This window comes from Vibrio superstes (genome assembly GCF_003569005.1).
GTDB lineage: Bacteria > Pseudomonadota > Gammaproteobacteria > Enterobacterales > Vibrionaceae > Vibrio > Vibrio superstes.
The window spans coordinates 1,116,773-1,134,551 of the sequence record NZ_BCUR01000004.1; the positions used below are offsets into that span (position 1 = coordinate 1,116,773).

The following is a 17,779-nucleotide window of genomic DNA, read 5'->3' on the forward strand; positions in this document are numbered from 1 at the left end:
TAATTTCATTGTTATGTTATAACATCTCGGCAATTCCATCACGCACGATATGTAATGAAACACTTTAGACTTATCGCTTTGGCTATTGCCATCGTCGCTTTTACGCTTGCCTTCTTGTTACCCAAAGCACTGCAACCTGAATCCAATAACGGCCAAGATGTCGAGATTTTGATCACTCAGGCACCAGAGGCTCCGCGAGAGCCAACGCCTGTTCGTGTTCATTATTTCGTTAAGGTTGGAGATACCCTCAGTGACATTTTCTCTGCGTGGGAGCTACCCTACAGTAACTTACAACAGGTGCTCTCGGCTGATCAAATCCCGCTGCAACTCGATACGATAAAGCCAGGGGATCACCTTGAGTTTGTCATTGACCCTGTAACAAGGCAGATCATATCCCTTACCTATAATATCAGCTTGATTGAGCGTGCGACTTATACTCAGATAGAAAGTGGTGAGTTTGATTATCACTTTATAGAAGAAGAAGGTGAGTGGAGAGAAACTCTTTATTCGGGCATTGTTGAGGGTAGCTTCTCTTTATCGGCTCACAGAGTTGGTTTGAGTTCCAACCAGATCGCTAATATCACTCGGGTTCTGCACGATAAAATTAACTTTGCTCGAGAGCTTAGGGCTGGCGATCAGTTTGATGTGTTGATCAATAAGCAGTATCTAGGCGATCACCCTACAGGCAATAGCGAGGTTAAGGGCATTTCCTTTAAGTTAGCGAGAAAAGAGGTTGCGGCATTTCTAGCGGATGATGGTCGTTTCTACGACCGTGAAGGAAATAGCTTAGAAAGAGCGTTTAACCGCTACCCCGTTGATCCGCAATATCGCCGCATCACCTCTTCATTTAACCCGAGGCGAAAGCATCCTGTGACTGGGCGTATCAGCCCTCACAACGGAACAGACTTTGCTACGCCTGTGGGAGCGCCAGTGTATTCGACCGGTGACGGTAGGGTAGTCGGGGTTAGAAACCACCCTTATGCAGGCAAGTATCTTGTTATCGAACATAACAGTGTCTATACCACTCGCTATCTTCACCTGGACCGATTCTTGGTTAAGAGAGGCGACTATGTGGAGCGTGGACAGAAGATTGCTATCGCAGGTGCTACCGGAAGGCTAACGGGCCCTCATTTGCATTTTGAAGTGCTAGTACGAAACCGAGCGGTAGACCCTATGAAAGCGGATTTACCCATGGCGAGTTCGATTTCAAAAGAAAACAAAGAGTCGTTCGCTGCGCGAATCTCTGAGTTTGATGAGCTAGCTATCTAGTTTACGGGTAGCTTTGAATTTTAGAGAAAGGGTTAACTCTGTAGTTAACCCTTATCTTTGCTAACTAATACCAATCACAGTAAGTATAGAGAGGCGACTAAAATTTAATCGATAGTCAGGCAAACGATTACGTTAGTGCGTGTCCCTCTTTAAAAAGGATATGGTAGTGATTTTGAATGATCAAACCCTACATAAGCGATTATTCAAAATTTGAAGGCTCGGCTATGATCACGATACTCTCAAAGATGTATGTGAATGACTCTATATGACTCAACGATCAATAACACAGCGATGTTCAGCACCGTCAACGCTTACTTTAGTGTTGTTGACCGGGTTAGCGGCAATGGCAATCAGTCTCTTTTTGCCTTCATTACCGCATATGGCGGAATACTTCGATGTTGACTATCCGGTCATTCAGATCTCGATTTCTGGCTACATCATAATGACCGCTGTGGTTCAGCTCCTTGCAGGGCCTTTATCTGATAGGTACGGGCGTCGCCCTGTGGTGCTAGGTGCTATCGTTGCGTTTTCGCTTGCGACAGTAGGCTGTCTATTGTCTGAAAATATCTGGCTGTTCTTATTCTTTAGGATGCTCCAAGCTGTGATTGTCACTGTGTCGATCATTGCACGAACGGTGGTGCGAGATACTGACTCTGGTCCACAAGCAACACGCAGAATGAGCTACATCATGATGGGAATGTCATTAGTCCCTATGATTTCGCCTACGATAGGTGGCTTTTTAAGTGAGCTTTTTGACTGGCATGCAGCGTTTCTGCTGTTGCTGGCATTTGCGATGATTGTGGGTGTGCTTGCGTATTTTGACATGGCCGAGACGGCACCAAAACTTCATCGGACGCCAACGACGCGTAATCGGGGCTTTAGAGCTCTAATGAGAGACAAACACTTCATGAGCAACTCCTTGATTACCATGCTGTCAAATGGCGCGTTCTTTATCTTTTTATCCGCAGGTCCACTGATTGCAACTCAGCACTATGGTTTGTCTCCATCCGCTTTTGGTATGTATTTTGCGCTAACTCCGGCAGGTTATCTGTTAGGTAATTATCTGACCAGTCGTTTAAGTCAGACATCGTGCTCAAAAGTGCTCATAAAGATGGGCAGTGGTATTGCTGTGCTGGGTCTTGTTGGCATCATGTTTGTTGTCAATGGCGGCGTAGATAGCCCTAGTATTTTCTTTGGGCTCATGTTGTTCGTGGGGCTTGGGAATGGCTTAATCATTCCTAATGCGACCGTGCGAATGCTGAATGTTGATCCAACATTAGTGGGTTCAGCGTCGGGGTTGGGCGGGTCAATAATGACTGCTGGTGGTGCTTTGCTGTCTCTTTTATCAGATATTGCCGTCTATCCAAATTCGGGAGTATTGCCGATAACGGGCGTCTTACTGGCCTGCTTTATTGGTGTGCCGCTAATGTTATCTATGCAAGATGAGCCAAATAAAAGGCTAGCGGATGGCTAGCCTGAATGGATTGATAAGTAACGAGCGTGCGCTTTGCTGTTTATGAATTTGATAATTCACTAATGCGGTTTTTATACATAGATGCAACTACCGCACTGCTCATAATGGTCACTAAGAAGCCTAAAGACCATGTGGTTGCAATAGCATACTCTGTGCCTACCAATACCATCTTAATACCGATAAAGATCATGATGATAGAAAGCGCGGGCTTGAGGTAGACAAACTTATCCAACATTGCTTGCAATACAAAGTACAGCGAACGCAGTCCAAGGAGTGCAAACACGTTTGCAGCCAGTACCAAGAACGGCTGCTGGGTTACAGCAAAGATTGCAGGGATTGAGTCCAATGCGAACATGACATCCATCACCGCGATAACACCCACTACAATCAGCATTGGGGTCGCAATCCATTTGCCAGCTTGCTTGAATATCAAGCTGTTGCCTTGATAGTCATCTGACACAGGTAGCAACTTGCGAATGAACTGCTCAGGGTAAGGGTTTACTTCTTCCTCTTCGCCTTTATCGCGAGCCAACTGAATGCCGGTCCAAATTAGGAATGCTGCAAATAGATACAAGACCCAGTGATACTCTGCCAGTAGCTTAGCACCGATAACAATCATCACCGCGCGTAATACCAAGGCACCAATAACACCCCATAACAGAGCTCTAGGCCGCAAGTGTTCCGGTACCTTGTATTGGCTAAAAATGATGGCAAATACAAACAGATTATCGACGCTTAGAGACTTCTCAAGCAGATAGCCAGTTAAAAATGCAACGGTTGCTTTGTTTGCCGAGTAAACGCTGTGCGGTGCGTAGACATCCCAGAAAAAATAGATAGAAGCGGCAAATACAAATGCCAACACGAACCAGAATATGCTCCAGCCAAGTGCTTTCTTCATTGATACTGCGCCACCGCGAGTTTGGTAGATATCAAGCGCAACAAGTACAAGGGTCAATAGACCAAAGACGCCATACATGATGAGCGATTCTTGCATTGGTACAGATGAGCTTAATTGGGTGGTATTTTCTATTGGGGACATACTTCCTCCTGGGCAGAAGGACGGTGTTTAGGTGACCTTCCGCAAAACATAAAAACCAACAGGTATACGAGGTATGCTGCTGATCAATGAATGCGTTGGTCTCGTTGGAGTGACGGAAAAACATCCAATCACCTTTACTTACCGGTTAAACATGCGCTTAACGGGATGACGATAAGTAAACTTGCGCTAACTACTCCCCAAAACAGCGCCATGATAGGCTTATTTTGGCTAATAGCCAACAAAAACTATTTGTAGTTGAGGTACAAAAGCTTTGTTTAGTGATGCTGCTCAAGCGAGTAAGTTTTATCTGTGATGCTTAAGCAAAAAAGAGGCTTCAACCTTAGTTGAAACCTCTTCCGTTTTGTTCGAGTTCTATAGGGTGTTTTTGTACACTTCACCGTCTTTCATAATGACCTTCTTCGCATCATCACTCATCACACAGTCAACGCCTTCAAGAGGGTTGCCATCGATGATCAATAGGTCAGCGTAAGCACCTTCTATAATTTGACCAAGCTTGCCTTCTTGATATGGGTGTTGGTAAGTCGACATCTCAAACAGGCGACCGCAGTTAGATGTTGCCATGCGAAGCGCTGTAATGGTGTCGAAGGTTTTTTCGATAGCACCTAGTTCCTGCATCTGTGTTTCATGAACATTCGAGGTCCCTACGCAATCTGTACCATAGGCAAGGTTCTCAATGCCATACTTCTTAATTAAATCAGCCGATTTAAACATCGCCTTACCTACGCGCTCTGTCTTCTTGTAGGTTTCCTCGTTTGGAAGAGGGATCTTGCGCTCTGCAATCAGCGAAGCGGTAAAGTACGACGGAACCACCCAGATACCTTTGTCTTTGATGATTTTGGCTATTTCATCATCCATGATGGTGGCATGTTCAAAACACATTACGCCAGCTTCGGCAGCGCGCAGCATTGCTGGAGTAGTATGGATATGAGCCGCAACATAAGTGCCATAATCTGATGCAGCCTCTACTGCTGCCTTCATTTCGTCTAGAGTGTATTGCAGTGTATCTAGCGGATCAAACGTTGATGATGCGCCACCGCCGGCCATGATCTTAATCTGCGATGCGCCTTTAAATAATTGCTCACGCACAGCTCGTAATACCTCAGTGCGACCGTCTGCTACTTTAAATGTGCCCGATTTCATCAGTGGTGAGTCTTCATGACCATTCGCTAAGCGCTCTTGAGCCTGGTTTTGACGATAGTCTGAGTGACCACAGGTTTGTGAGATAGCCGCTTGAGAAGGCAAGATTCGAGGCCCTGTTGCGTAGCCACTATCAATGGCGTTCTTAAGTCCCAGAGTGTTGCCACCCACATCACGACAAGTGGTGAATCCGCGCATTAGCATTTCTTTCGAGATCTTAGCTGAGCGAATGGCCATCTCTTCGCGAGTCATTGAGTCCATTACATCAAAACTACCTGAAAGGGTAATGTGTACGTGGGCATCAATGAGACCAGGCATCACCGTCCCACCTTTTGCATCGATGACTTCGTCCGCAGTGCTCGGGTCGATATCGCCAATCTTGATGATTAGATTGTCTTCAATAAGAACAGAAACGTTTTCGACTAACTTGTTGTCTGTACCGTTAAACACATTCGCATTAGTAATTAGCTTTTTCATATTCTGTTCCTCTTTAAGGCTGCAATCATTCGGTTGATGCATTCATCTTAGGGGTACAGGCGTACGAGTAATTGCCATTTGGTGACAGCTGGGTGTTCTTTTAATTTTCTAGTAAGGAGAAGAAAACGAGAATGTCATGAATCTCTAAATGGGTAGCACCTATGTTAAAGGTGGAGATCTAAGGTTTTTAAAGTGGACTGACAGAAAGCGCAGTTCTAGGAGTAATGTTCTTTTTTCTGACTGGAATTGAATAGGGAAGTGCTGCCAAGCTGATTTTTACTCCTTTTTCAAGCCAGAGTATTTATTTGAATACCCAATAAAAGTAAGATCTAAGTTTGCATTTATTTACTCAGCATTCATGCTACTAACGATGGATTAAGAAATCCATCCGAGTATACTTGCCATTTTTAAAATACAACAAAAGGATGTTAATACCTGTGTTAATTACGCCGCCTTAAACGCTCCATCCCTCCTATAGCTCTCACTGCTAACCGAAGTAGAATACTAGCCTTTAGTATCTTGCTTATTCTTTGCGCTTGTTAATTATCCGCCTTTATTAGGCAGCTTTTTCACGCCAAAATTTTATCAAAGAAGCATCTATCTACACCCCAGATCTATTTCTGGTGCGTTTTGCCGTGCCTAAATTGAGAATTCAATGTACCAAAATATAAAACTTGATTGGATGTCTAACATCCGTGGAGACCTACTTGCTGGTCTCGTTGTTGCGCTCGCGTTAATTCCTGAAGCCATTGCCTTTTCTATCATCGCTGGTGTTGACCCTAAAGTTGGGCTCTATGCCTCTTTCAGTATTTCTGTTGTTATCGCAATAACCGGAGGGCGTTCGGGGATGGTTTCGGCGGCCACTGGTGCCATGGCATTATTAATGGTTACCTTAGTAAAAGAGCATGGGCTGGAATATTTGCTGGCCGTAACTGTGCTTACTGGTGTTCTGCAAGTATTGGCAGGATATTTGAGGCTCGGTAGTCTCATGAGATTTGTCTCACGTTCCGTCGTAACTGGTTTTGTAAACGCTCTCGCTATTTTGATTCTCCTTGCGCAGCTGCCTGAACTCACCAACGTAACTTGGCATGTTTATGCGATGACCGTTGGCGGACTAGGCATCATTTACCTCTTCCCTTACCTTCCGATCATTGGCAGATTAATCCCTTCGCCTTTAGTGTGTATTATCGTCCTGACGATAATCGCTATCGGATTTGACATTGATATCCGCACTGTTGGTGATATGGGTAATTTACCCGATACTTTGCCTGTCTTCCTTTGGCCTGATGTACCTTTCAACTTAGAAACCTTGTTTATCATATTCCCGTATGCAGTTGGACTTTCTGTCGTCGGTTTATTGGAATCGATGATGACGGCGACGATCGTTGACGACCTTACCGACACAAGCAGTGATAAAAATCGAGAATGTAAAGGCCAAGGCATTGCCAACATCTTTACTGGCCTGTTTGGTGGTATGGCGGGATGTGCCATGATTGGGCAATCGATGATCAATATCAAATCAGGTGGTCGAGGTCGATTATCGACGCTATCTGCTGGTGTGTTCTTGCTTATCATGGTCGTATTTCTTGGTCCCTGGTTGAAGCAGATCCCAATGGCAGCATTAGTCGCTGTGATGATTATGGTGGCTATCGGAACCTTCTCTTGGCGCTCTATTATGGACCTAAAAAAACACCCGTTATCAACTAATATCGTCATGCTTTCTACTGTAATTATTGTTGTGGCGACTCACAACTTAGCGATTGGTGTACTTGTCGGCGTTCTGCTTGCCTCGTTGTTCTTTGCTAACAAGATAAGTCGAATGATGGTAATCAAAAATGACAGCATGGAGCAGAACTCTCGAAGGTATACCGTTATCGGACAGATCTTTTTCGTATCTTCAGATAAGTTTATTGAGTCGTTCGATTTTAAAGAAGTAATTGAATCAGTAACGATAGATTTATCTGCAGCACACTTCTGGGACATCACATCAGTTTCGGCACTAGACAAAGTTGTCGTTAAATTTCGCCGTGAAGGTACACATGTTGACTTGATTGGAATGAACCAAGCCACGCGTACCATTGTCGACAAATTTGGTGTGCATGATAAGCCCGAAGAAGTTGAAAAGTTATTGGCAGGACATTAAGGAAAAATGCATGAAAAATATAATCGCTTGTATAGACGGCTCTAACTTAACAACTTCAACCTGTGAAGCCAGTGCTTGGGTTGCAAGTAAAATGGATGCTCCGTTAGTTTTATTTCACGCTCTGGATCACTCCACTTTACCCGTGGTTAGTGAGTTCTCTGGCCAAATCGGTTTAGGGAGCCAAGAAGAGTTGCTTGCAGAGCTAACTGAGCTTGATCAAGCTCGCAGTAAAATCATGTTAAAACACGCTAATGCATTACTTACTGAAGCTCAAAATTGGATTGTAAATCAAGGCGTAAAAAACGTGAGCAAATTACAACGCCATGGCAGTTTACTGGAAGGTCTCGAGGATCTTCAGGATGAATTGCGTGTATTGGTTATTGGGAGGTCGGGAGATTCACACTCAGTTGGTTCACAGCTTGAAACCGTAATTCGTTCTATTAGGGCGCATATACTCGTCGTGTGTGAAGACTTTCTACGTCCAGACTCATACATCATAGCGTTTGATGGTAGTTCTTTTAGTGAGAAATTGGTCGAAAAGGTAATTCTAACCCCTTTGCTAAAAGGAATAGATTGCCACTTAGTGATGATTAATGATGGTGGGAATAAAAACGAAGCGTTCGACAAAGCAAGAATCCAACTCGAAGAGTCGGGTATAAAAGTAACTGCAGTGGCACTAACTGGTACGGTCGACAAAACACTTATCGATTACCAGCAACAGCATGGCATCGGTATGATGGTGATGGGCGCTTATGGGCACTCTCAACTAAGACAGTTTTTTGTAGGGAGTAATACCTCCAAAGTTTTATCTAACAGTCGCGTCCCATTATTGTTGATTCGATAGATTCTCGTTGAGTTTCAAATTGTCGGTGAAGTCCAGGTTGATGCCCGCAATCAATCTGGACACAAAATAAAAAGACTTATCTCTAGGGTTTGTTGACCTTTTGCGATTAAATTTTGCTCGACCAGAAGCCATTTAATCAAGGCGAGGGACTTGCCGCCTAGTCATCTAAGCAAAAGTCGCTCAACGAAGAGTAAATGGCTTCTGGCCGAGCCCTTCGGGTAGCGCTTTGTTGGGCATTTCTACCGCGTTAGTCGCTTTTCATGTGGAACCACCACACCTAAAAGCGACTGCCTTGTATTAATACCCAACAAATCGCTACAAAAATAACCTCAAAAGGTTAACAGACCCTAGTTGTACCTTTAAATGTCTAGCAATACCAATACACCTTGACCTGTCTATAACTTTATAGTTTAACCTTAGTTCCATCATTCATAACAGATTACTTGAAATGAACTTTATACTGTTAAAGCAGCCACAGGCTGAATCACTAAAACAACTTTTCACGTTGACGTTTAGCGACTCTGAAGGTCCGGAGGAAGGAAAGGTAGTCGGTCAGCTAGCTAAAGATCTTATTGAACAGACGGATAGCGACGATATATACGTGTTTGCTGCGATGGATCACGAAGAGCTAATTGGTGCGATCTACTTCACTCGTCTTCGATTTGAATCAGATAAAATAGCATTTCTACTCGCTCCTGTAGCTATACGTACCGATTTTCAAGGCAAAGGTGTTGGTCAGAAGCTTATCAAATATGGATTAGAAACGATGGCTGAAGGTGGCGTATCTCTTGCGTTTACATATGGAGATCCAGCATTTTATGGTCGCATTGGCTTTGAACGCATTACTACAGAGCAGTTTTCTGCACCACGTGAATTGAGCTATCCACATGGCTGGCTTGCTAAATCGTTATCGCAACATCCTTTAGACTCAATTACTGGCTCCTCGCGATGTGTAAAGGCGTTTGATAAACCAGAATTGTGGTAACGAGGTATTTCACCGCTAAGAGTGCGAGCTAGTTGGCAAGCTAGCTCATCTTTGCCTCATTGTGCGCTGGCTAAGGAAGTTTAATCTTTTGAACATCGTATGCTTCACCTTAGTTTTATTCATAGTATTATTGATGGATGAATACATGGAAACTTAAGCCAGCATCAGACTATCTTGCCTTATATGTTGAGTATATTTGGGCACTGGAAGTCACTGAACCGAGTCAACAGTCAGCTTTGCTGCTTCCGAACCCTTCCGCTAATGCCGTTCTTTCTCCCTCAGCAGATAAACATGTTTACCGAAAAAACGGGTTCAAATTAGAGGTTCAAGGTGGGCATTGGTTGTCTGCTTACACGGAAGAGCTATATGTCGATGATACGCACCCACGCCAATTATTAGGCGTGAAGTTCTTTCCTGAAGGCGCATTTGGCTTAGGCCTGATGCAAGAACACAGACCTAGTCAGAAGATTATTCAACCTTTACCTGCTTGCTTGAGATGGTCGGATGAAATCAATATCAATTGTCCGAAAAGGGCAGCAACCGTTATAGAGTCGCAGTTACTTTCTCTACCTCCCGCGAATGATCAGCGAGTATGGGAAAATGTTCGCAAGGCTCGTTTACATATCAACGAAGGAAAAAGCCTCGACTTGTTGCCAATGTCTAGACGAACACTTGAGCGACAGTTTTCATTAGTGACAGGCCTATCTCTCAAGCAATATGAGCAAATGGTAAGAATGGATCGCCTTATATGGGCTATCTACCAAGAGCAAGCTGAGCGCATAGACTGGAGCGACCTTGCCTATAGATTTGGTTTTAGCGACCAGCCCTACCTTATACGTCAATTAAAGAAAGCGATTGGCGTTACTCCTAAACGGTACTTAATCGAAAAACATCTTTCTATCGATCTTTTTGGTGACTTCAATCATTAAACTTGTCGCATTTGTTCAATTTTCCCAAGACTACAAGGGGTAGATTAACCCCATGGTGATCAACAGGTAATAAAGAATGAAAATTAGACAGGCAAGTATAAGTGATGCTAGCTCTCTGAAAGAGTTATCTAAGCATGCAATTACAGCGTGTTACATCGGTTTTATGGGTGAGGAAATGGTCAATGGCTACCTATCTAGCGGAGCTAGTGACGATGAAGTTGACAAGCATATTAGCAATACCTTTGTAGCCGTTGATGATAGCGAGGTTATCATGGGATACGTCGTGGTTATTGATGGCCTAGTACACATCATGATGGTATCGCCAGAACAGCAACGAAAAGGCATTGGTGCACGGTTGTTATCGTTTGCTGAGACGAAAATCCATAATGACAACTTGAAACCAACACTGGAAACCTTTGAAACCAATACTCAAGCGATGAGCTTTTACCTAAAAAATGGATGGTCTATTACTCGTAAGGAGTCTGATCCTGATTTTGGTTTTGTTCGAGTATTTTTCGATAAATGAAACTAATCACGGCATAACCAGTTAGAGCGCTTATTCTAGCTGGTTTTTGTCCAATTCCTTCTTTCGATCGATTAAACCCATACTTTACGAAGCGTCATTTGACTTACTTTTCGTCATACTCTCAGTGCAGTGAATAAGTGAATAAGTGAATAAGTGAATAAGTGAATAAGTGAATTCTTGACCGTATTGCACATCATCGATTTGTAGCTGTATTGCACAAGGATAACACCTTGGTAATATGGCATTAAAGATAGCTCAACTAAGATACTTAATGTGGACAAAATTACGGAAAAAGCGATAAAAGAAGTGGTTGGCAAGTACGATCCTCATACGGTTATTATATATGGTTCAAGAGCAAGAGGTGATGCAACAGACGAAAGTGATGTAGATATGGCGTGCTTTCTTGATGAACCACCTATTTCTGAGGACTTCAGGAGCTTTGATGGTATTTTCCTTGATGCTTGGATATATCCAACAGACGCTATGAAAACCCCAGAGAGTTTTGTGCAGATGGGAAAAGCTTTTTGTGCTATTGACAAATACGGCCTTGGAAAGGAGCTATTACGGAAAATAGATGAGAGAAGAACAGCAGGGCCAATCCCTTTAACCGAAAAACAAAAGAGCAACATCATTGAGCTAAGAATGAAAAGCCTAAAGCGAATAGTTAAAAATGATATTGAAGGAAACCATAGAAGGGCACACCTCCAGTTTACTTTACTAGAGACTTACTTTCTTTTGAGAGATAAATGGTTTTTTGGAGCAAAAAGCAGTTTGGCTTGGCTACAAGAAAACGATCAAGTAGCCTTTGACCTCTTTGAGAAGGTTTACCAATCTCCTCAAGATTATCAGGCGTTGAAAAGGCTAACGCAGCATACAACTCGCATATAAGTTGACCCAAAGTGGCGTTATGTAACTTTGAGTGCGCTTCATTAGCAAACATTTTGTCCTGAGATGCAAAACGGCTGAGAAGGTTTTGCCCCATTAGGTGTTACTGTATTTCAGGACTCTCTTTCATTTTGTTCATACTGTTACAAAAGAGACTATGTGCTTAACAAATGACTTTTGAGTTTCTTCACCAACCCCTTCGAGTATCATTTTGTTAAGGTATATCGATGAGCCTAAGATGATCTTCGCACAGTCTTTGGTGTGTTGCTCCGTTTTTGTATTATCTGAACCTGCGGCAATGATTGCGCTTAAGGCGTTGATGATTTGCGATTCATAATGCTTATATTGAGCCTCAACCTCTGGACTAAATGTTGTTCCAAACATCAACCAGACTTTCACGTAATTCTGTCTCTCTTTAAGAAGATTCAGGGTATGCATCGCACTTTGGTATAAGCGTTTTTTAAGATCTGGCTCTTCTGATGCAATATCCGCAACCGTGCTGACAATAAAACGGCCAACTTCATCCAGAACCTCTGTCGTTAACTGCTCTCTCGATGCGAAGTATGAGAAGACTGTCGGAGGAGCAACTCCCGCGGCTTTGGCAACATCAGCATGCTTGACAGCGCCAATACCTTCAGCAACAAACACATCAATGGCGGTTGTGATTAACAGCTGTTTTCTCTCTTCTGGCCTTAACTTACGTGCTCGAGTGTGTTTTGTTTTGGTGTTCATTACTCTTGCCTTTTATTTACACCCATCATATTGCTATCAGCAATGGTTTTGTTTTCTGTAGTTGTTGTTAAAGCAGTATTAATCGATGAAGTTTCATCAAACTATAGCGCTATTTTTTGATAGCGAAAGCATTGTAAGGCAAAACCAATTCATGTGAAATACATGACTCAAATATAATGATTTAAAATTCAATGATGATTTAGTCATTGACGTTGTGGTCGCTATGGGTAATACTAGCTCTAGAGTTGAGAATTTGAATGTTTTAGAGGGAAGAGTACGGAAGCTTACAAACGCAATTAGCTCAACGATTTTTTAATTTATTGCTATTTGGAGTTTCATTATGTTTATAGAGATTTTGTTTTGGGTGGCACTTGTCCCAGCAACCATTACTTCTTTTATTTATTTTCGAGATCTCGGAGATATCACTCAAAGCTTTTTACCCGTAAAGCGCAAGGATATGATGTTCGCTATACGCAACGAAAAGAAGATGATTTTAATTGGAATTATTGGCACATTGGCCGCCCTTATTTTGCATCTAACTCAAGGGGCGGGAAGCAAGTGGGTCATTTACTTACTTACTCCCATTAACCTATTTTTTTCGTGTTTCCCTTATATTTGGCTATACGGTGGGTTGCGTAATCAGCAAAGCCGCGCGAAATACTACGGTGTTGAAGAAGCGAGAGATTATGTCCGAGGTGATGAAAGTGTGATTGTGTTAGAAAACAATGGTCATGCTCGTGCGCACTCTGACTACCATATTAAACGTCCTCACCTAGCGGGCAACGAAGAAGGCTTAGGTGGAGAAAACGTGATTATTACTTACTGTTGTATGACCCATTTAGGGCATGGTTTTAAACCAGAGATTAACGGCGAAGTACTCGATTTAGAGATTGTGGCGCAACACGGTAACAATCTTATTATGCGAGATAAAAACACCGGCGAGCCAGTACAACAAATGTATGGTACTCGTGAGTGTGATGGACGCTGGAGCGAAAACAAAATGCAAGAATGGCCAACATTCAGAATGCCATTCAAAGAGTTTACTAAAGCCTACCCAGATGGTGAAGTGTTCTTAAACAAAATCACTCCGTTCACTAAGAATCCAGTATTGTTCTTGTGGGATTGGATAGTAGAAATAGTGTTCCTATGGGCAACCGTGGCGCACCATCGCACCCAAAGCCTATTATGTAAGACCATGGACGTTATCGATGACCGTTTGTATCGCAAAGAATTAGTATGGGGTTTTACTATCGATAAAGAATCAATGGCGTATACCGAAAATTATATTATCGAAAACGGTAACATTGTGAATGCAAAGGTAGGCGGTCGAGACATTGTTGCTGCTTATGACTCAGAGTATAAATCAGTCAATATTTGGTACAACAACAGTGGTAAACCTGTCACCGTTGTAGATTTCTTTGGTAAATCAGACCAAGGTGAACTTAAGCGAGTAGAAACCGTTAAAGCGGGCATGTACTGGTTTGTATGGATTAACTACTTCCCTGAAAGTGAACTGAATGATGATGGTGTAGTCAGCCAAGAATACACGCATCTATTTGGTCCTGCATAATACCAAATGGATGACTACATAGGATAATCTGCGATAAATAAGTCAATTTGGTAAAGTCACCAATATAGAGATGTTTAACTTCGAGTCAGCGATATCTATGCTAACTCACTTTTGTCCAGAACCTTGCTGAAGGGGCGTAACACGAATCTGTGACCACCAAGCAATTCTGTCGTACCTTAATTACCAAGCGACTTTGTCATTACATTAACTACCAAGGGATTTTGACGGAACTCATTTAGCTTACCTTTTAAAGTAATCAATCGAGCTTTAGAAGGGGCGAAGGCTAAGCATGTCATCTTAATCGGCATTATGGTTGAGGTTTATTCCTCTTAGAATAATTAAGAAACAATCCTCATCAGACTGCTCGAATCTAGGGCGGGTGTCATTGGCCAATAAGGATTCAATCATGGCGGTTGGTATCATTTGTTGTGCAAGTTCGCTGTGATCTCTTTGGCAATGATACCAACATTCAGCTTTAAGTTTGTCGTATGACTCAACCGTATAGGCCTTGCCTTTTGAAAAATCCCAACTAGAGATAACGAATTGATTCATAAGTAACCTTTGTGTGTTTGCCTAGCAACAACTAGCATTAATCTTAGTCAATCAAATCAATCCGACAGCGACAAAAACTGTATTTATTTAGCCTATAGCGTTAATGGAGAGAGTCGATGAAGATCAGCTTCAATATGGAGGATGCCAGTCAGGTATTTGTAGGGGCGTTTGCTCTTGCGGTGCCTATTTCATTTTCCGAAGAGGCTTGGCGGTTGGGGGAAACTTTACCACTGGGAAACTTGATGATGTTGTTTACATTATCGGTGATATTTCTGGGGGTATTTACCTATCAGAGTGTGTTTCAAAAGAACGTTCGACATCGGTTATTTGTGTTTCTATTTCGTATCTTTATCGCTTACGTTATTACTGCGCTGGTGGTGAGTTTAGTGCTGTTTTGTTTAGATAAGCTACCATTGCTGACTGACCCAATGACATCTCTAAAGCGCGTTATTGTTATTACGATGCCGGCATCAATGGGGGCGATTGTTGTGGATAGCTTTGATAAAGAGTAGCTACCCACAATCCATCATTTTGCTAGCTGTAATACAGACAAATTTTCTGGCCGTTGGCTTCACTGATAGTAAAGTCAATCTCGTATATCCCGCTTAGTGTTTCGGCATCAATCACTTGCTCAGTTTTGCCTTGTACTACCACCTCTCCAAGTTTCATGGCGATGATGTTGTCGGAGTACACTGACGCAAAGTTAATATCGTGAATAACAATAACCACCGCTTTTCCTGACTCGTGAGCAAGTTTTTTCAGCGACTTCATAATGGCCACTGAATGCTTGATATCAAGGTTGTTTAGCGGCTCATCAAGGAAGATATAGTCCGTATCTTGAGCCACTACCATGGCAATAAAGGCCATTTGTCTTTGACCACCAGAGAGCTGGTCTAGAAAGCGGTCTTGAATATCGATGATATCTAACTGCTTTAGAGCGCGGTCAATGATCTCTTCGTCGATAGGGGTGAGTCGACCATTGCTGTGAGGAAAGCGACCAAAGGCAACCAATTCACGCACGGTGAAGCGCATATTGATGTTATTGCTTTGACGCAGCACAGCTAGGCGTTTAGCCAATGATTGAGTGTCCCATTGAGATAGGGGCTTTTCAGCGATTAACACCTGGCCAGCATCACTATCGGTCAGACGACTTGCCATCGACAGTAATGTACTTTTTCCTGCACCATTAGGGCCAATGATGCTGGTAACTTCACCCATGGGGAAGAGGGCATCTGCGTTATTAACAACGTATTTGTCGTTGTATTTTTTACTTAGTCCAGTAATTTTAATCATGGTTAGCTGATCTTGTTTCGTACGAGTAGGCTCAGGAAGTAACTTCCGCCGACAAAGTTAATAATAACGCTGATGGTGGTTTGAAAATCGAGTAAGTGCTCAACCAACCACTGGCCACTGATCAGTAATGCAATAGAGACTACACAACTGCTAGCGATGAGAAATCGGTGCTGGAAACCGGTAAATATTTGCCTAGTCAGACTCACTACAATAAGACCAAGAAACAGTACCGGGCCCACTAGTGCTGTCGATATCGAGACTAATAAGGTAGTAACGAACATGATCTTTTTAGTGAGCTTTGCAGTGTCTACACCCAGGCTTTTGGCGTTGTCCACACCCAGCCAAAGCACATCCAATTGCGAGGCATATCGATAGAGATAAGCAATGCACGCCAATAAGGGCAGGGTGCACCAATACACCAGTTCTGAGCTGACATTGTTGAAGCTCGCAAACATCGAATTTTGAATAGCAATAAATTCGTCAGGGTCTATCACCATGGTAAAGAAACCAGTGACACTGTTAAATAAGCTGCCACAAACCACGCCGATCAACAGTAAGGTAAAGATATTGGTTCTCTGTCTTTTAAAGTAGAGCCCGAATAAGAATGTCGCCAATACCGCCATGATCGCTGTTGAAAGCACAAAATTGACCTTGGCGTTGGTAATCCAGAGACTTAGTCCGCCAAAGCTCGCCACCAAGATCACTTGAATCATGATGTACAGTGCATCGAAGCCGAGGATTGAAGGGGTCAGAATTCGGTTATTAGTGACCGTCTGGAACACTAAGGACGAGGCCGCAATTGCCATGCCTGCCAATACGATGGCCAGTACTTTAGGTATACGGCGTGACAGGAAGAATTGGTAGTTGTCGACGGTCAGTCCTTTTCCAAGAAAGTAACCAATGAACAACAGAGAAAAGCCTAGGATGAGGGCAAATTTGGTTGAATCACGCATTGCTCTTATCCTTCAATATCAGGTGAATGAAGACCACACCGCCTAAGATGCTGATCACCATGGAAATAGGGATTTCATAAGGGAATAAGATCACTCGGCCTAACACATCACAGGCCAGCACTAGCATGATCCCGGTATACGCTGTCCATGGCAGATTCTTGCGCATATTATCGCCAACAAACATAGACACAAGGTTGGGAACAATAAGCCCAAGGAAGGGGATGACGCCCACAATCATGACTACTGATGAAGAGAGTACGGCGACTAATAGCACGCCGATAAAAACGATTTTTTGATAGTTCAGACCAATATTTTTGGCAAAGCTTTCGCCAATACTGGCCGCGCTAAACTGGCTGGCAAACCCATACGCGAGTAATGATGCAGGTATGGCTAAGTAGAGAAATTCGTAGTTGCCTTGTAGAACAGAGGCAAAGTTCGCTACGGTCCAAGAAGACATGCTCTGTACTAGGTCATATTTATACGCAACAAATGTAGTCAGCGCCGAAATAACGTTGCCGTACATGATGCCGATCAGAGGCACCAGCATGGCATTTTTGAACTTCAGGCTTTGCAAGAAGCGGACGAAGACTAACGTGCCGATTACGGAGAAGGTGAAAATAAGAGCAAGATGCGCCCAACCGCTGATGTCTGAGAAAACCACCAGGCTCAATACATAGCCCAATAGCGCACAGTCTATGGTGCCAGTGGTTGAGGGAGCGGCAAAGCGGTTTTGCACGATTTGCTGCATGATGAGACCGGCAATACTCAGGCCTGCCCCTGCAAGGCAAATCGCAATGAGGCGTGGAAGTCGGCTCTCAAATAGAATGTGCCAAGCGTGGCTGTCTCCCTCTAATAGAGCAGACAAGTTCATGCTGGCGACGCCAATAAACAAAGAGGCTGACCCTAATACAATTAAGGCCAGCGCAGACAGATAGTGATGTATTTTCATC

General features: G+C 43.2%; 17 protein-coding genes. 10 read left to right on the plus strand and 7 right to left on the minus strand.

Annotated features, from left to right (window positions below):
* Positions 1-54: 54 nt before the first annotated feature.
* Together D5I41_RS13080 and D5I41_RS13085 are read left to right on the plus strand one after the other, a co-directional pair.
* The gene (locus D5I41_RS13080; protein ID WP_119010159.1) at positions 55-1,269 is read left to right on the plus strand and encodes a peptidoglycan DD-metalloendopeptidase family protein; all 1,215 of its coding nucleotides are present in this window, start codon (positions 55-57) and stop codon (positions 1,267-1,269) included.
* 265 nt (positions 1,270-1,534) lie between these two features.
* Positions 1,535-2,743: a multidrug effflux MFS transporter gene (locus tag D5I41_RS13085; RefSeq protein ID WP_235868916.1), complete on the plus strand. Its 1,209-nt coding sequence runs from the start codon at positions 1,535-1,537 to the stop codon at positions 2,741-2,743.
* Between the two features lie 40 nt (positions 2,744-2,783).
* Here the strand turns inward: D5I41_RS13085 and D5I41_RS13090 are convergent, their stop codons facing one another.
* Positions 2,784-3,782 (minus strand): TerC/Alx family metal homeostasis membrane protein, encoded by a 999-nt coding sequence (locus tag D5I41_RS13090; RefSeq protein ID WP_119010161.1) that lies wholly within the window; start codon positions 3,780-3,782, stop codon positions 2,784-2,786.
* A 372-nt stretch (positions 3,783-4,154) separates the two neighbouring features.
* On the minus strand, positions 4,155-5,417 hold the full coding sequence (locus D5I41_RS13095) for a metal-dependent hydrolase family protein (RefSeq protein ID WP_119010162.1): 1,263 nt from the start codon (positions 5,415-5,417) through the stop codon (positions 4,155-4,157).
* A gap of 655 nt (positions 5,418-6,072) precedes the next feature.
* Here D5I41_RS13095 and D5I41_RS13100 point away from each other — a divergent pair.
* The 6 genes from D5I41_RS13100 to D5I41_RS13125 all read left to right on the plus strand — a co-directional run bounded on the left by D5I41_RS13100 (position 6,073) and on the right by D5I41_RS13125 (position 11,732).
* Complete coding sequence (locus tag D5I41_RS13100; RefSeq protein WP_119010163.1) at positions 6,073-7,560, plus strand: SulP family inorganic anion transporter; 1,488 nt, start codon at positions 6,073-6,075, stop codon at positions 7,558-7,560.
* Positions 7,561-7,570: 10 nt separating this feature from the next.
* Positions 7,571-8,404 (plus strand): universal stress protein, encoded by an 834-nt coding sequence (locus tag D5I41_RS13105; RefSeq protein WP_119010164.1) that lies wholly within the window; start codon positions 7,571-7,573, stop codon positions 8,402-8,404.
* Positions 8,405-8,852: 448 nt separating this feature from the next.
* On the plus strand, positions 8,853-9,389 hold the full coding sequence (locus D5I41_RS13110; RefSeq protein ID WP_119010165.1) for a GNAT family N-acetyltransferase: 537 nt from the start codon (positions 8,853-8,855) through the stop codon (positions 9,387-9,389).
* Between the two features lie 137 nt (positions 9,390-9,526).
* On the plus strand, positions 9,527-10,318 hold the full coding sequence (locus D5I41_RS13115; protein ID WP_119010166.1) for a helix-turn-helix domain-containing protein: 792 nt from the start codon (positions 9,527-9,529) through the stop codon (positions 10,316-10,318).
* Positions 10,319-10,394: 76 nt separating this feature from the next.
* On the plus strand, positions 10,395-10,844 hold the full coding sequence (locus D5I41_RS13120; protein ID WP_119010167.1) for a GNAT family N-acetyltransferase: 450 nt from the start codon (positions 10,395-10,397) through the stop codon (positions 10,842-10,844).
* Positions 10,845-11,117: 273 nt separating this feature from the next.
* Entirely contained in the window at positions 11,118-11,732 is a 615-nt protein-coding gene (locus D5I41_RS13125; RefSeq protein ID WP_162892838.1) for a nucleotidyltransferase family protein, read from the plus strand.
* A gap of 132 nt (positions 11,733-11,864) precedes the next feature.
* On the opposite strand, the gene D5I41_RS13130 is transcribed toward D5I41_RS13125, so the two are convergent.
* Positions 11,865-12,461, minus strand: a complete 597-nt coding sequence (locus tag D5I41_RS13130; protein ID WP_119010169.1) for a TetR/AcrR family transcriptional regulator — start codon at positions 12,459-12,461, stop codon at positions 11,865-11,867.
* A 340-nt stretch (positions 12,462-12,801) separates the two neighbouring features.
* Between D5I41_RS13130 and D5I41_RS13135 the strand changes: the two genes are divergently transcribed.
* Positions 12,802-14,031 (plus strand): DUF3179 domain-containing (seleno)protein, encoded by a 1,230-nt coding sequence (locus D5I41_RS13135; protein WP_119010170.1) that lies wholly within the window; start codon positions 12,802-12,804, stop codon positions 14,029-14,031.
* Between the two features lie 297 nt (positions 14,032-14,328).
* Here D5I41_RS13135 and D5I41_RS13140 read toward each other — a convergent pair whose 3' ends face one another.
* Positions 14,329-14,583 (minus strand): CorA family divalent cation transporter, encoded by a 255-nt coding sequence (locus tag D5I41_RS13140; RefSeq protein ID WP_371860109.1) that lies wholly within the window; start codon positions 14,581-14,583, stop codon positions 14,329-14,331.
* A gap of 116 nt (positions 14,584-14,699) precedes the next feature.
* Between D5I41_RS13140 and D5I41_RS13145 the strand changes: the two genes are divergently transcribed.
* On the plus strand, positions 14,700-15,095 hold the full coding sequence (locus tag D5I41_RS13145; RefSeq protein WP_119010171.1) for a DUF2391 family protein: 396 nt from the start codon (positions 14,700-14,702) through the stop codon (positions 15,093-15,095).
* 22 nt (positions 15,096-15,117) lie between these two features.
* On the opposite strand, the gene D5I41_RS13150 is transcribed toward D5I41_RS13145, so the two are convergent.
* From D5I41_RS13150 to D5I41_RS13160, 3 genes are read right to left on the minus strand one after another with little or no spacing between them, the layout of a single operon-like run.
* Entirely contained in the window at positions 15,118-15,876 is a 759-nt protein-coding gene (locus tag D5I41_RS13150; protein ID WP_119010172.1) for an iron ABC transporter ATP-binding protein, read from the minus strand.
* 2 nt (positions 15,877-15,878) lie between these two features.
* The gene (locus tag D5I41_RS13155; protein WP_119010173.1) at positions 15,879-16,829 is read right to left on the minus strand and encodes an iron chelate uptake ABC transporter family permease subunit; all 951 of its coding nucleotides are present in this window, start codon (positions 16,827-16,829) and stop codon (positions 15,879-15,881) included.
* Complete coding sequence (locus D5I41_RS13160) at positions 16,822-17,778, minus strand: ABC transporter permease (RefSeq protein ID WP_119010174.1); 957 nt, start codon at positions 17,776-17,778, stop codon at positions 16,822-16,824. The genes D5I41_RS13155 and D5I41_RS13160 overlap by 8 nt, the downstream gene beginning before the upstream one ends.
* Position 17,779: the final 1 nt, after the last annotated feature.

What these genes read in the sequence shown, in the direction of transcription:
- D5I41_RS13160 (WP_119010174.1), bottom strand. Translation starts at nt 17,778, where the DNA reads ATGAAAATACATCACTATCTGTCTGCGCTGGCCTTAATTGTATTAGGG.
- D5I41_RS13105 (WP_119010164.1), top strand. Translation starts at nt 7,571, where the DNA reads ATGAAAAATATAATCGCTTGTATAGACGGCTCTAACTTAACAACTTCA.
- D5I41_RS13095 (WP_119010162.1), bottom strand. Translation starts at nt 5,417, where the DNA reads ATGAAAAAGCTAATTACTAATGCGAATGTGTTTAACGGTACAGACAAC.
- D5I41_RS13130 (WP_119010169.1), bottom strand. Translation starts at nt 12,461, where the DNA reads ATGAACACCAAAACAAAACACACTCGAGCACGTAAGTTAAGGCCAGAA.
- D5I41_RS13155 (WP_119010173.1), bottom strand. Translation starts at nt 16,829, where the DNA reads ATGCGTGATTCAACCAAATTTGCCCTCATCCTAGGCTTTTCTCTGTTG.
- D5I41_RS13110 (WP_119010165.1), top strand. Translation starts at nt 8,853, where the DNA reads ATGAACTTTATACTGTTAAAGCAGCCACAGGCTGAATCACTAAAACAA.
- D5I41_RS13090 (WP_119010161.1), bottom strand. Translation starts at nt 3,782, where the DNA reads ATGTCCCCAATAGAAAATACCACCCAATTAAGCTCATCTGTACCAATG.
- D5I41_RS13085 (WP_235868916.1), top strand. Translation starts at nt 1,535, where the DNA reads ATGACTCAACGATCAATAACACAGCGATGTTCAGCACCGTCAACGCTT.
- D5I41_RS13080 (WP_119010159.1), top strand. Translation starts at nt 55, where the DNA reads ATGAAACACTTTAGACTTATCGCTTTGGCTATTGCCATCGTCGCTTTT.
- D5I41_RS13120 (WP_119010167.1), top strand. Translation starts at nt 10,395, where the DNA reads ATGAAAATTAGACAGGCAAGTATAAGTGATGCTAGCTCTCTGAAAGAG.
- D5I41_RS13145 (WP_119010171.1), top strand. Translation starts at nt 14,700, where the DNA reads ATGAAGATCAGCTTCAATATGGAGGATGCCAGTCAGGTATTTGTAGGG.
- D5I41_RS13150 (WP_119010172.1), bottom strand. Translation starts at nt 15,876, where the DNA reads ATGATTAAAATTACTGGACTAAGTAAAAAATACAACGACAAATACGTT.
- D5I41_RS13115 (WP_119010166.1), top strand. Translation starts at nt 9,527, where the DNA reads ATGAATACATGGAAACTTAAGCCAGCATCAGACTATCTTGCCTTATAT.
- D5I41_RS13100 (WP_119010163.1), top strand. Translation starts at nt 6,073, where the DNA reads ATGTACCAAAATATAAAACTTGATTGGATGTCTAACATCCGTGGAGAC.
- D5I41_RS13135 (WP_119010170.1), top strand. Translation starts at nt 12,802, where the DNA reads ATGTTTATAGAGATTTTGTTTTGGGTGGCACTTGTCCCAGCAACCATT.
- D5I41_RS13140 (WP_371860109.1), bottom strand. Translation starts at nt 14,583, where the DNA reads ATGAATCAATTCGTTATCTCTAGTTGGGATTTTTCAAAAGGCAAGGCC.